This is a genomic window from Flavobacterium olei, from assembly GCF_039749035.1.
In the GTDB taxonomy this organism is placed as follows: domain Bacteria; phylum Bacteroidota; class Bacteroidia; order Flavobacteriales; family Flavobacteriaceae; genus Flavobacterium; species Flavobacterium olei.
In genome coordinates this window covers 200,634-215,938 of the sequence record NZ_JBDKWC010000005.1, presented here as the reverse complement: position 1 = coordinate 215,938, position 15,305 = coordinate 200,634, and the positions used below count along the sequence as shown (strand labels likewise).

Here is a 15,305-nt window from a genome sequence, read left to right as displayed (position 1 = left end):
CTTTATAGTTAATTGCCAATCTTTGTCCAATCCCGCGTGAGATTTCTCCTTCGTCGAAATGACAAAGAGAACTTATTACTTAGAAAAATGAGGAAAAAAAACTTTGCAACTTTACGAGGTAAAATAATAAAAAAACTTTGAGCCTTAGCGCCTTCGTGGCTAAATAAAAAAACGCTATGAAATACAAAATAGCTTTACTCACAATTGTACTTATTTTCGGAAATCTATTTTCCCAAAATAAATACCGTCTTAAAAACATTTCTACTACAGATGGACTTTCGCAGAGTTCTGTCATTGCCATTCATCAGGATAAATTCGGGCAGATGTGGTTTGGAACGCGCGACGGACTCAATAAATATGACGGAAGCCGGTTTACCATTTTCAGAAACGATGCTTCAGATAAATATTCTATAAGTAACAACGATATTTTGGCAATTGAAGAAGATACTTCTGGAAAAATATGGGTAGGAACTTATAACGGACTCAATTGCTATGATCCTGTTACCAATCGATTTACGAGATATTTGCATACCAAAGCCAATCATACCATCAGTAATAATGCGGTTTGGACCATTCGCGAAATTGGCGAAGAAATGTGGTTTGGAACTTCTAAAGGATTAACGATTTTAAACAAAAAAACAGGGTTATTTACCTCCGTTTTCCATTCAGATAATGATTCTTCCAGCCTTCCGAGCAATAATATACTGAGTGTTTTAAAAACTAAAAAAGGCGAAATCTGGGTTGGAACTACAAAAGGTTTGTGCCAATTGATTAGTCGAAAAAACGGCAAATTATCCTTTAAAAATTATTCTTTAAATACCACTGATTTATTAAATGTACAATCTGTAATTGAAGAGAAAGACGGTAGTTTCTGGATTGGTACAAAAAATAAAGGACTTTTAAAATTCGATCAAAAACAGAAAAACTTTATTTCTTTTTTAAAGGATGAAAAATATCGTGAAATCAATTCTGATATTCGGTCCTTAATAATTGACAATCAAGGCTCTTTATGGATTGGCGCTTACGACGGAATTTATATTTTAGGAAAGGATAAAACTCTTCAGAAAATAAACAACAGCAACAATAACAACGGAATCGATAAAGTTAAATCGCTTTTTAAAGATCAAAAAGGTTCTATTTGGATTGGCTGTTATTACAAAGGCGTAAATCTCTGGGATGTTTCAAATGTCAATTTCTCCAATTACAATCAGAATTCAAAAAAGATTCCGATGAGTTTTGATGTTGTCAGTTCGATAATTGATGATAAAAACGAGAACATTTATTTTGGAACGGAAGGTGGCGGAATCACCATTTACAATAAAAACACAGAAACTGTAAGTTACATTAACAGCAAAACCGGACAAACCAATAAAAATGATATTAAGGCAATGTGCCTTTCTGACGATCATATTTTATGGATTGGAACTTTTTCTAAAGGACTTTCTGCTTACAACACGATTTCTAAAAGAATTGAAGACAACAGAATTGCATCCGATTTAATTGACCTATTAAAAGAAAGTGGTGTGTATTCGCTTAAAGCGGAAAATAAAATTTTATGGATTGGCACTTTTGGTAAAGGTTTAATTCGTTACAATACAGAGAATAAGACATTTCAAAATATTGGAAATGATACTACAAAACCAGTATTTCTGACCAATAATATTCTCCGTACTCTTCTAATAGACAAACAAAATACACTTTGGGTGGGCACGCAAAACGGACTGAATCGTATACCGTTGCGTAATTTTAATCTGCAAAAATATACAATTCAGCATTTCTTTTACGATCATTCTTCTTTATCGGGCGACGATATTCTCACTTTATTTCAGGATTCGCAAAACAAAATCTGGGTAGGAACAAAAGCAAAAGGACTGCATTATTTTGATGGAAAAAAATTTAACCGAATCAATTTAAAAATCGGAAATACTGTAATCACTTCCATTCACTCTATTTTAGAAGATGACGATAAAAACTTATGGATCAGTACCAATCAGGGAATTATCAAGTACAATACGTTAAAAAAAACAATTGCGATTTACGATCAGAAAGACGGTTTGGCAAGTAATGAATTCAACGATAATTCGGCTTTAAGAATTGGGGCCAATGAGTTTTATTTTGGAAGTCCGTCGGGCGCGACTTATTTTGATGCAGGAAAAATTTCCTTAAACCAATATGCTCCTCAGGTTTTAATTACCGATTTGAAAATTAAAAACGAAATCATCAATCCGAATGATAAAAGTGAAATTTTAGCGAAAAGCATTGGTTTTACAAACACCATTACTCTGGATTATGACAAAGCGAATTTCTCGATTGGCTTTGCGATTCCGAATTACATTCGATCCAAAAACAATCAATACGGTTATCGGTTGATTGGTTTGGAAAACAACTGGACAACAACCAAAAACAGCGAAGCCAATTTTGCCATCCAGAATCCGGGCACGTATACGTTTGAAGTTCGCGGCGCCAATAACGACGGCGTTTGGAATAAGACGCCAACGACCTTAACCATTATTGTAAATCCCGCTCCATGGCGCAGTATCTGGGCCTTTTTATTGTACGGAATTGCAATTGGATTAGGATTATACGGCTTGATCTGGATAATGAAATCCAAAGCCAGACTGAAACAAAAACTCGAACTGGAATATCTGGAAACACAGCGGATTGAAGAAAACAACCAATTAAAACTGGATTTCTTTACCAATATTTCGCACGAATTCAGAACGCCTTTGACTTTGATTTTAGGTCCGTTGCAGCAGATATTAGCCGATTATAACGGTACTAATGAGATGTACAAAAAACTGCTGGTGATCGAAGGAAGCGCTAATCACCTTTTGAGTCTCATTAATCGTTTAATGGATTTCAGAAAACTCGAAAATCATCAGGTTACACTTGAATCTGCAAATGGCAATATTGTCAAATTTACCAGAGAAATCTTTTTATCATTTATTGAATATGCCAAAGATGGCGGCTACGACTATACTTTTGAAGCCGAAAACGAAGAAATTCTGGTGTATTTTGACCGTTATAAACTGGAACGTGTTTTTTACAATTTAATTTCTAATGCGTTTCGTTACACTCCAAAAGGCGGTTCAATCCATATTAAAATCAATCAGGACAGCCAGCATCTTTTTATTGCAGTTGAAGATTCGGGTGTAGGAATTGCTGAAGAACATATCGATAAAATTTTTGATTTATTTTTTGAAGTTCCGACACACAATAACGTTCAGAAAAATTACAACAAAGGAACCGGCATCGGACTTTCTATTGTAAAAAACATCGTGGAGCTGCACAAAGGAAAAATCAATGTTACCAATAAACCTTCCGGCGGTGTGATTTTTAAAGTGAATCTGCCTTTGGGCCGCGACCATCTTTTGGACAGCGAAATTATTCCTGACTTTAAAATCAGTGATGACATTGCACAATACACCGCACAATTGGAACCATCGGAAATTGTCGAAAATGATGATTTGGAAGATTTAATTGTAAACGAAGAAAAACAAACGATTTTATTGGTTGAGGATCACAAGGTTTTAAGAAAGTTCATGAAAAACCTTCTCAAAAAAGACTATAATATTATCGAGGCAGAAAATGGAAAAATCGCTTTAGAAAAAGCCTTAAAATTTGTTCCAAACCTGATTATCAGTGACGTCATTATGCCCGAAATGGTTGGTACCGAATTGTGTTCAAAAATAAAAGAAAACATCAAAACCAGTCATATTCCGGTGATTCTGCTAACTTCGAGATCTTCCCTGGTTTATAAATTTGAAGGCCTGGAAAGCGGTGCCGACGATTACATCAGCAAACCATTCAACTTAATGGAATTCAGGCTTCGTGTTAAAAACCTTTTAAATACAACACAACGTCTAAAAATCAAATTTTCCAGCGAAGACAGTTTTATTCCGTCTGAAATCACGGTTTCTTCGCTTGACGAAGAATTATTAAAAAAAGCATTTAAAATTGTCGAAGAAAATATCTCGAACGAACAATTTGATATTCCGTTTTTCTGTTCAGAACTGGGTGTCAGCAGAACCATGCTGTTTCTAAAAATCAAAGCCTGGACCAATTGCACACCAAATGAATTTATTCATGAAATTAGATTAAAACGCGCTGCTCAATTATTAGAACAAAACAAATTAACGGTTTCAGAAATCAGTTATAAAGTCGGTTTCAATAATCCGAAATACTTTAGTAAATGCTTCCAGAAAAAGTATGGAGAAACACCATCACAATTTGCGGACAAATTTTACAAATCTTCCACGGTTAAATTGTGAAATGTGAAGATGGGAAAATGTGAAATGTGAGATGTGAACTGTTGGATGTTACTATCTTTTCACCTTTTACATCTCACATTTTAAATTTTACAATTCACTTCTTACATTTCACTTTTTACATTTCACTTTTCACTTTTTACAACTCATCTTATTTAAAAAACCCACTGTTTTAAGGGACTAAAAAAAGGGTATCTGTATTTTTGGATACCCTTTTTTGTATTTCTATTTCTTTTTTGGCTTCTACATTTGCGGTATGAAAATCAAAAAAACACACTTTCTTTTATTGCAGATTTTATTTGTGATTATCATAATCGGAATGAGTTTATTGCTTTTCTACTTTCTAACTTATTAACCTAAAACCAAAAAATGAATGTTTACAAACCAAAAAAACAAACCGTTTAAATGGTGTTTACTGGTATCCTTTCTACTGGTAAATTTCATGATGAATGCACAGGACAAAAAAGTCACGGGAAAAATTGTTTCCAGCGAGGATCAACTCGGACTTCCTGGTGCTAATGTTTACATTAAAAATTCTTCTGTCGGGGCTTCTGCCGATATGGACGGGAATTATACCGTAATTGTTTCTGAAAAAAATGCTGTACTGGTTTTTAATTTTGTCGGATTTCAGACGGTTGAAATTCCGGTTGGCAACAAAACCGTTGTTAACGTTAGTTTGAAACCAGATACAAAAGCACTTGACGAAGTAATTGTTGTGGGTTACGGAACGCGTAAAAAGAGTGATATTACAGGATCTGTATCTTCTGTAACCGCAAAAGAGCTAACGGCTTATCCTCTTTTAAATGCAGAGCAAGCCTTGCAGGGCCGTGCAGCGGGTGTTTCTGTTATGACAAACAACGGAGGCGAACCAGGTGCGCCGGTAAAAATCAGGGTACGTGGCGGAACTTCTATTAATGCCAGTGGTGATGCGCTTATCGTTGTGGATGGTTTTGCGGGCGTTTCTATGCCGGCACCTCAGGATATTGCTTCTATTGAAGTTTTAAAAGATGCATCGGCAACGGCTATTTACGGATCAAGAGGTTCAAACGGAGTTATCATGGTGACCACTAAAAAAGGAAAACCCGGAAAACCGGTAATTGAATTCAGCAATTCAACTTCTGTACAATCGGTTAATAATAAACTGCATTTGTTAAACGCTGACCAGTTTGCAGCTTACCGAAAAAGTTTTACCACTCATACGCAAGGGCCGGCAAACTCAGACTGGCAGGATATTATTTACCGTGACGGAATGATTTCGAATACACAACTGTCTTTTTCCGGCGGATCTGAAAACGTCAGATATTATGTTTCGGGAACTTACTTCAACCAAAACGGAGTAGTTATTAATTCGGGAATTGACAAATATACCATTGTAAGTAATCTGGAAGCCGATCTGACACCTAAATTAAAAGTGGGTTTAAATACTTTCACCAGCAAACAAAATAAGGACGGAATCGTAAGTCAGACCGGAGCAGGCGGAACCGGAGCGGCGGGTGTAATTGCTTCTGCGTATCGTTTTATGCCCGATAAAGGCATTTACAATGCAGACGGAACTTATACAACTACAGCTCCTATTGGTGATGATATCGATAATCCGTACGCAACGGCGATGGAAAATATTCTGGAAACCGTTTCTATCGTAAACCGAAATAATTTCTTTGCACAATATCAGATTACGAAAGATCTGGACTTTAAAACTACTTTAGGTTTAACCGATAATAATTCGCAAACCGGAAGATTTATTCCGTCAACATTAATTGCAGGAAAAAATATCAAAGGAGAAGCTTCTGTAAACAATACCCGTTTTTCTTCTTTCTTAACGGAAAACTACCTGACGTTTAAACGTGAAATTATCGACAAAGGAATGCTGACTGTTTTGGGAGGTTACTCGTATCAGAAAAACAAAAATGAAAGTTCGTATGCTGCTTCCAGAGGATTTTTGACTAATACCAATTCCTACCGAAATCTGGGCGCCGGAACAGTGTTCTTAAAACCCGATTCAGGATTATCTGAAACAGAATTGATTTCTGCTTTCGGAAGGTTAAACTTTGACTATGCCGATAGATATTTATTTACGTTTACAGCGCGAAGAGATGGCTCTTCGAGTTTTAGTAAAAACTACAAATACGGAACTTTTCCATCCGGAGCAATTGGATGGAATATCAGTAATGAAAATTTCTTAAAAGAAAATAAAACCATTTCTAATCTTAAACTAAGAGCAAGTTACGGAGCAACAGGAAATCCTTCGATTGGGGCTTATTCTACGCTGTCCAGGTTTTCTGAAATTTATTATGTGAGCGGCGATGTAATCGTGAATTCTGTACAATTAACTGCTTTAGATAATCCAAATCTGAAATGGGAAACTTCCTATCAGCAGGATTACGGAATTGATTTAGGATTGTTTGATAACCGCATCAGCCTGACTGCAGACTATTATAAAACCATTACCAAAGATCTTTTGTTTAACAGACCGCTTCCGGGAATTTCAGGAATTGCTTCTCAGCTTCAGAACGTTGGGGAACTGGAAAATAAAGGTTGGGAATTGGGAATTAATACCAAAAATTTTATTGGCGCCGATTTTACATGGTCAACGAATTTTAACATTTCATCAAATAAAAACAAAGTTTTAAAACTGGCAGATAATAAAGACCTTTTAATCAACTCAGCCCCTGGTCACTTTTTGGCAACAGAATCGCAGATTTTACGAGTAGGACAACCTGTTGGTTCTTTCTTTGGATTTGTTTATGATGGTGTAATTCAGCAGGGAGAAACGGTTTTACCGGGTAATTTTGAAACGATTGCCGGAGGTGAAAAGTTCAGGGATGTTAACGGCGACGGAAAACTGGATTCTCAGGATAAAACGATTATCGGAAATCCGAATCCTGATTTCATATTCGGATTCAATAATGATTTCACATATAAAAATATCGATTTGAATATCTTTTTTCAAGGTTCACAAGGCAATCAAATTTTGAATTACACTTTAATGGAACTGGCATCAGGAAATAACAATGCTACAACTGAAGTTTTAGATTCCTGGACACCGACCAATACAGATACAAACGTTCCTGTCAATGCTGCGAGAACCAAAAGAATTACGTCAAGATTTGTTTATGACGGAAGTTACATCCGTCTGAAAAACGTTTCGATCGGTTACAGTCTCGATGAAAAAGTAGTTTCGAAAATGGGACTGAACAAAGTCCGTTTTTACATTAGTGCACAAAACCTTTGGACGATTACCGATTATCCTGGGACAGATCCTGAGACAAATTACCTCAACGACACCAATTCAAGAAGTAATACCAATTTAGGATTGGATTACGGAGGATATCCAAACGTAAGAACATTTACTTTCGGATTTAATGTAAAATTTTAGTCAAATAAAGATATCATGAAAAAATATATAGCTTTTCTATTCGTCGGAACACTCGCCTTTTTCAGTTGTTCTGATCTCGAAGAAAAACCGGTAGGAATCATTCGTCCGGATAATTTCTTCAATAATACAGATGATTTGCAGGCGGCTGTAAACGGCGCTTTTGCAAATATTGCCCACAATAATTATTGGGGAAGAGAATTTACAATTGCTTTGATGCTTCGCGACGATATGGCCGATATTGGCGACAGAACCACGCAGGCGGCACGTATTGATGTGAATGACATGAGCATGAACGATACAAATGCTTTGGTAGCGAACTTCTGGCCACAGTCGTATGTGATCATTACAGCTGCAAATCAGGCAATTGAAGGCGCTAAAAAGACACCGGGAGATCCTGCAAAAGTCAATGCGATTGTAGCGCAGGCTTATTTTGCCAGAGCTTTTACGTATTACCATCTGGTTCGGCTTTTCGGAGATATTCCGTATGTTGATTTTGTGGTTAATGATGTTTCTCAGGTAAATTCGTTATCGAAAACTAAAGAAGCAGACGTTTATCCTAAAATTATAGCCGACCTGGAATTTGCCAAACAATGGCTGGATGATAAACCAAAAGTAAAAGCGATTCCCGGAAAAGGGACAGCTGCAGGTTATCTGGCTTCAGTTTATCTGACTCTTGGACAATATCAAAAAGCTTATGATGAAGCCCGATTTGTTATTACAAACGAAGCTAAATTTGGTTTAGGTCTTGATGCTGATTTTCAGGATTTGTTTAATGCTAATAAAACCGCTTCTCTAAAAGAACCCCTTTTTACAATTGACTTTAATAACCTGACTTCTGGTAATTACGGTCAAGATTATACAGCGTTTTTCACCGGTTCTTTAAAAGATGACAGTTACAGTTACGGACAGGGATTTTCGGTTGCTGTTCCGTCTTTAAAAGTATTCAATACCTGGGATCAGAGAGATTACAGAAGAGCAGTAAGTTTTGATACTATTATCAGAAAAAAAACGGGCCCGGGCGGATCTTTACAGGTTTTCCCTTCAAGCGATAACGAAAAAGCACCGCGTCCGCATATTGCCAAATATTTCCGTTTTCCGGGAAAAGCCGGAGCCAACGGGAGAACTTCGCAGCACAATTATATTACCATGCGTTATGCAGAAGTTTTATTAACTGCCGCCGAAGCTTTAAACGAAATCACTCCGGGAACTACAGAAGCGGATGGCTATGTAAACCGCGTTCGTGCCAGAGCGAGAAACAAAGCCGGCAAACTAGTTTCGTTTCCTGCGAATGTAACGCCTGGACTTTCCCAGTCCGATTTTAGAAAAATGGTTATTGATGAAAGACGATTGGAACTGGCGTTCGAATACATCAGATGGTACGATATTAAAAGACTAAAAAATGGTCCGGAAGTTTTTGGTCCGAACGGATTGGAACCGCACGCCAATTTCGATCCGAATAAAGATTATCTATGGCCATTACCGGGAACAGAATTAGCGATTAATCCGAATTTAAAACCTAATAATCCTGGTTACTAAATGCTAATTATGTTACGCGGATTTTAAAGATTTTATATTTAAACTCTAAGTATTATTCTCTCGCAGATTATGCAGATTGGGCCGATTTAGTTTTAAATCTAAATTGGAAATAAAAAAAGATCTGCCAAATCTGCTCAGATCTGTGTAAATCTGCGTGAAATAAAAATCACCTAAATCTGCGGGAGAAAATTTTCACGCAGATTTTAAAATGATTTTAGCAGATAAAGCAGATTTATTTTTAAATAGAAATAGAGACACAAATAAAAATCTGCCAAATCTGCCTTAATCTGCATAATCTGCGAAAAAAAAATCCGATTAGAATTAGCGTTTTCGCGAAAGCGAATCCGTCTAATCAGCGTCAAAAAATATATTTTAAAATATGAAGAATGTCAATTTTGTTTCTTTAATTCTGGGTTTTGCAGCGCTGGGAACCGCTTGCAAGCCCGGAATTATTCCTAAAAAAAACACAGTAACCGTTTCTGCAGAAAAGATGCTGGAAACCCGTTACCAAATGCTCCTCGATTATCCGGTCGATTCCATGTCAGTGCCAAGAAGCATGAATATCAAAACGAATGAAATTCATAAAGTGCCCAGCAGAGACTGGACCAGTGGTTTTTTTGCCGGAAATCTTTGGCAGCTTTACCGTCTTACAGGAGATTCAAAATATAAAGAACAAGCTCAAAAGTGGACGCCTTTCAGCAAAAAAGAAAGTGTCAACAGTAATTCGCATGATGTAGGTTTTAAAGTGTTTTGCAGTTTTGGAGAAGCGCTGAAAGTGGAGAACAAAAAAGAATACGAAGCGGTAATTATAAAAGGCGCAGAGACTTTATGCAAAAGATTTAGTCCGAAAGTGGGTTCCATTCGTTCCTGGGATTTCAATAAAGAGATTTGGGATTATCCTGTTATTATCGATAATATGATGAATTTAGAATTGTTATTCGAAGCTTCAAAACTATCCGGAAACCTAAAATATCGTGACATTGCGACTCAGCATGCTAATACTACTTTAAAAAACCAATTCCGCGAAGACAATTCGTGTTATCACGTTATCGATTATAATCCGGAAACGGGAAAAGTCAGAAAGAAAACGACCTTGCAGGGTTATAATGATGACTCGGTTTGGGCGCGTGGTCAGGCATGGGCAGTATACGGATTTACAATGTCGTACCGCTATACCAAAGATCCTGCATATCTAAAACAGGCAGAAGGAACTGCGAAATTTTTTATGTCGCATAAAAACCTGCCCGAAGACGGAATTCCCTATTGGGATTTTAAAGATCCTGCGATTCCAAATGCAGCGCGCGACGTTTCTGCGGCAATGGTTATGGCATCAGGATTATACGAATTGTACGGTTATACTCAAAATAAAAGTTACCTCGCTTTCGCGGATAAAATGATGGCCGCTGTCCAGACAGAAAAGTATATTATTGATACATCAGTAAAAGCCCCTTTCCTACTCGATCATAGTACTGGTAACTGGCCGAAACATGATGAAATTGACGAGCCCATTATCTATGCCGATTATTATTTTTTAGAGGCTTTGTTAAAGGTACAAAGGCTCAAAGGAGCAAAGTGACAAAGGCTTTTGAGTCTTTAAAAAGATAACAAAGCGACAAAGTTTTTCAACCTTTGAATCTTTGAAACGCTGGACCTTTGAACCTAAAATAAAAAAACCTTTGAACCTCTGAACCTTTGTAACTATGAATAAAACTTTTTCACTTTTTGCGCTTTTTGTTTTTTTTCAAATTTGTCAGAGCAGCTGTTTTGCTCAGACAAAAATGAATATTAATGACCATTGGCTTTATCTGGAAAACCATACTCAAAATATCAACGAAGCTATTAATTCACCCAACTGGACTTCCCTGAATTTACCGCACACCTGGAATGCCGAAGACGCAACCGATTTAAATCCGGGTTACAGGCGCGATGCGAGCTGGTATCAGAAGAAATTGAATATTGCGAAAGTTGATAAAGACCAGGTTTATTCTTTGTATTTTGAAGGGTCAAATGTTACGACAAAAGTGTATATAAACGGAAAAGAAGCCGGATCACATATTGGCGGATATATTGGTTTTTCTATTGATATTACGAAATTTATCCAAGAAGGAAACAACGATATATTGGTTCGTGTTGACAACAGTTATGACATTGAAATTATTCCGTCTCAAAAAAGTGATTTCTTTATTTATGGCGGAATTACACGCGACGTTTGGTTAGTTTCCAAATACAAAAATCATATAGAAAATATCAAAATTACAACACCGGAAGTTTCGGAAAAAAAAGCATCGGTTCAACTTGTTTCTTCAATTCTGAATCCCGATAATTCAAAAGATTTATCATTGATTGTAACATTAAAAAATCCGAAAGGAAAAAAAGTAGCAAGCAAAAAAGTCCTGGTTTCTGATAAAACTTCAACCGTTACTTTCGAAAACATCAAAAACCCGGAACTCTGGGATACGGAAAAGCCGAATTTATATACTTTAACTACTTATCTATTAGAAAAAAATCAAATTAAAGACAGCATTTTTGAGAAAGTGGGTTTTAGGTGGTTTGAATTTAAAGATCACGGTCCGTTTTATTTAAATGGGAAACGCCTTCTCATTCGCGGGACGCATCGTCACGAAGAACAGGCCGGAGTTGGCGCTGCGATGACCAATGCACAACATTACGCAGATATGAAATCGATAAAAGATATGGGAGCCAACTTTGTTCGTCTGGCACATTATCCGCAAGATCCTGAAATTTATAAAGCGTGTGATGAATTAGGCTTATTGGTTTGGGATGAACTTCCGTGGTGTCGTGGCGGAATTGGAAACGATGCCTGGAAAACCAATACCAAAAATATGCTTGCGGAAATCATCCATCAAAATTACAATCATCCGAGTATTATTATTTGGTCTTTAGGAAATGAAATGAACTGGCTTCCTGACTTTCCTGACGGAGATAATGCAGAACAAACCAATATCTTTTTAACGGAATTGAATGACATTGCGCATAAATTGGATCCGACAAGAAAAACGGCAATCAGAAAATATTATGAAGGTTCGCATATCGTAGATGTTTTCTCGCCTTCGATCTGGTCAGGCTGGTATTCCGGAAGTTATAAAAGTTATCAAAAAGCAATCGATGTCTACAAGAAAGAATACAAACATTTTATTCATGCAGAATATGGCGGAGACAGTCATGTGGGTCGTCACAGCGAAAATCCGGTAACGGGAGAAAATGTGATTAAAGCGGAAGGCTGGGAAGAAGCTATTGTACAGACCAAAGTCGAAAACATTGCGCAAATTGGCGACTGGAGCGAAAATTACATCGTTGATTTATTTGACTGGCATTTGCATATCTCAGAGAACGATCCAATGTTTGTGGGTAATATTCAGTGGGCTTTTAAGGATTTTGCAACACCGTTACGACCGGAAGATGATATTCCGTACATGAACCAGAAAGGTCTGACAGACCGAAACGGAATTCCGAAAGATGCTTATTATGTTTTTAAAAGTTACTGGGCAAAAAAGCCTTTTGCTTACATAGAATCGCATACGTGGACAGAACGCCAAGGACCTGAAAACACGCCGAGAACTTTAAGTGTTTTTAGTAATTGTGAAAAAGTTACATTAGTGCATAATGGAAAATCATTGGGAGAAAAACAGCGAAATCTTTCTCTGTATCCTGCAAATGGATTAACTTGGGATGTTAATTTTGCTAAAGGAGAAAATGTTTTAATCGCTGTTGGAAAAAATAAAGACGGCAAAACGGTTTCTGATACACTGAAAGTAAACTATCGATTCAACAAAAATGATACAGCGGTTTCGCTTCAATTGTCTGCAGAAAAAATGAATAATGGCCATTATCTGGTTTCGGCAATTGCAGTTGATAATAACAATTTACGTTGTCTGGATTATGAAGCTAGTGTCTATTTTCAATGTCTGAAAGGCGGGAAAACATTAAAAAATCAGGGAACTCCAACAGGGAGTGAATCCATCAGAATGGCAAATGGAAAAGCTTCTATTGAAGTAATTCCGGACGGTTCCGGCAATGTGATTGAGATGACGGCTTTGAACCAGAGTTTTAAAGGAGAATATTTGAGGATTTCTCCACGATAATTTTTTTAGCCGCAAAGACGCTAAGCCACTAATTTTTAGTTTAACGCAAATTTTAAAAATGATTTTCAATGTGCTTAAATCTTTTAAAATCTGCGGGAAACAAAATTATTTTAATCGGATTCGTAAAATCTTTGCGACTTAGCGCCTTCGTGGCAAAACACAAATACAAAAAGCAAAAAAATGAAAAAACTATTAACCGCATTCCTCCTAACCTTTTCCGTTTTAGGATTTGCTCAAAACTTAATTTCCAATGTTCCCAATCGAAATACCACTTCTTTAAACGGAGTTTGGAATTATATTGTCGATCCGTATCAGACGGGATTCTACAGTTTTCATTTAGATCAGTATGACAAACAGGAAAAACCGGCAAAAGGTGCATTTTTTAATAATTATCATGCAGAAAACAAGCAGGAACTGGTAGAATATGATTTTGATAAGTCGCCGACCATTACCATTCCGGGTGATTGGAATTCTCAGATTTCTGAACTGAAATATTATGAGGGAAATGTGTGGTTTAAAAAATCTTTCGATTATAATTTAGCGCCTAAGAAACGGCTGTTTGTGTATTTTGGAGCAATCAATTATAAAGCAGATATTTATCTAAACGGAAAAAAGCTCGGCACTCATGAAGGTGGTTTTACACCTTTCAATTACGAGATTACGTCGATTGTAAAACCAAAAGACAATTTTTTAGTTATTAAAGTTGATAACACGCGTCATAAAGAAGATGTACCGACTGTCAATACCGATTGGTGGAATTATGGCGGAATTACGCGCGATGTGACCTTAATTGAAGAAGAATCTTCTTTTATTGAAGATTATACGATTCAACTTAAAAAGAATAGTGCAAACCTGATTTCCGGTTTTGTCAAAGTCAATAATTTAGAGACCTCTCCAAATGCCGTTTCAATTTCGATTCCGGAATTAAAAATCAATTACAAAGGCAAAATCGGCGCAGACGGAATTTTAAATTTTGAAATTCCGGTAAAGAAAATTTCATACTGGTCACCGGAAAATCCGAAATTATACGACGTTTCAATTGACTTTAACGGAAAAAATATAAAAGATCAGATTGGTTTCAGAACGATTGTAACGAAGGACGATAAAATTCTGCTAAACGGAAAACAAGTCTTCCTGCGCGGAATTTCCATACATGAAGAAAATGCCAAAGGCGGCCGTGCGAATTCAAAAGAAGATGCTTTAAGACTGTTACACTGGGCAAAAGAAATGGGCTGTAATTATGTTCGTCTGGCACATTATCCGCACAACGAAAACATTATCCGAGAAGCAGATAAAATGGGAATTATGGTTTGGGAGGAAATTCCGGTGTATTGGACTGTAGAATTCACAAACAAAAACACGTATCAAAATGCCGAAGATCAACTAACAGCTTCTATTATCAGGGATAAAAACAGAGCCAGCATTATTATATGGTCGATGGCAAACGAAACTCCGATTTCTGAGGCGAGAAATACATTTATTAAAGATCTCGCTGCACACACCAGATCTTTGGATAATACCCGATTAATTAGTGCCGCTTTATTAACAAAAAAAGAAACTATTGATGATCCGATTGGTGAAGTTTTAGATATTGTGGCTTTCAATCAGTATCTGGGCTGGTACGGTGGAAATCTTGAAGATGCCGAAAAAATCGTCTGGAAGTCTAAATACAATAAACCTATCATTGTTTCTGAATTTGGAGGTGATGCAAAAGCAGGCTTTCACGGAGAAAAAAATGAGCGCTGGACAGAAGAATATCAGGAATATCTATACATTCAGAATTTAAAAATGATTGAAAAAATTCCGCACCTGAGCGGATTAAGTCCGTGGATTCTAGTTGATTTCAGATCTCCAAAACGATTGCTTCCGGGCATTCAGGACGGTTATAACCGTAAAGGATTAATCTCAAATGACGGACAGAAAAAGAAAGCATTTTATATCATGCAGGATTTTTATGCAAAGAAGAAAAAAGAAATGTAAGTGGCATTATCAATTCATTAACAAAAAACAAACCTCAAATTA

The 15,305-nt window shown here is 36.7% G+C and carries 6 protein-coding genes; all 6 read left to right on the top strand.

Annotated features, from left to right (window positions below):
- Window positions 1-176: 176 nt before the first annotated feature.
- The 6 genes from ABEB31_RS14775 (at window position 177) to ABEB31_RS14750 (ending at window position 15,263) form a co-directional block, all read left to right on the top strand.
- Entirely contained in the window at window positions 177-4,271 is a 4,095-nt protein-coding gene (locus ABEB31_RS14775) for a two-component regulator propeller domain-containing protein (protein WP_347052402.1), read from the top strand.
- Window positions 4,272-4,641: 370 nt separating this feature from the next.
- Window positions 4,642-7,644 (top strand): SusC/RagA family TonB-linked outer membrane protein, encoded by a 3,003-nt coding sequence (locus ABEB31_RS14770; RefSeq protein ID WP_347052401.1) that lies wholly within the window; start codon window positions 4,642-4,644, stop codon window positions 7,642-7,644.
- A 15-nt stretch (window positions 7,645-7,659) separates the two neighbouring features.
- Complete coding sequence (locus ABEB31_RS14765; RefSeq protein ID WP_347052400.1) at window positions 7,660-9,180, top strand: RagB/SusD family nutrient uptake outer membrane protein; 1,521 nt, start codon at window positions 7,660-7,662, stop codon at window positions 9,178-9,180.
- A 379-nt stretch (window positions 9,181-9,559) separates the two neighbouring features.
- Entirely contained in the window at window positions 9,560-10,756 is a 1,197-nt protein-coding gene (locus tag ABEB31_RS14760; protein WP_347052399.1) for a glycoside hydrolase family 88 protein, read from the top strand.
- A gap of 202 nt (window positions 10,757-10,958) precedes the next feature.
- Window positions 10,959-13,283 (top strand): glycoside hydrolase family 2 protein, encoded by a 2,325-nt coding sequence (locus tag ABEB31_RS14755; protein ID WP_347052398.1) that lies wholly within the window; start codon window positions 10,959-10,961, stop codon window positions 13,281-13,283.
- A 180-nt stretch (window positions 13,284-13,463) separates the two neighbouring features.
- Window positions 13,464-15,263 carry a glycoside hydrolase family 2 protein gene (locus ABEB31_RS14750; RefSeq protein ID WP_347052397.1) on the top strand — a complete coding sequence of 600 codons (1,800 nt, stop codon included), beginning with the start codon at window positions 13,464-13,466 and terminating at the stop codon, window positions 15,261-15,263.
- The last annotated feature ends 42 nt before the right edge of the window (window positions 15,264-15,305 follow it).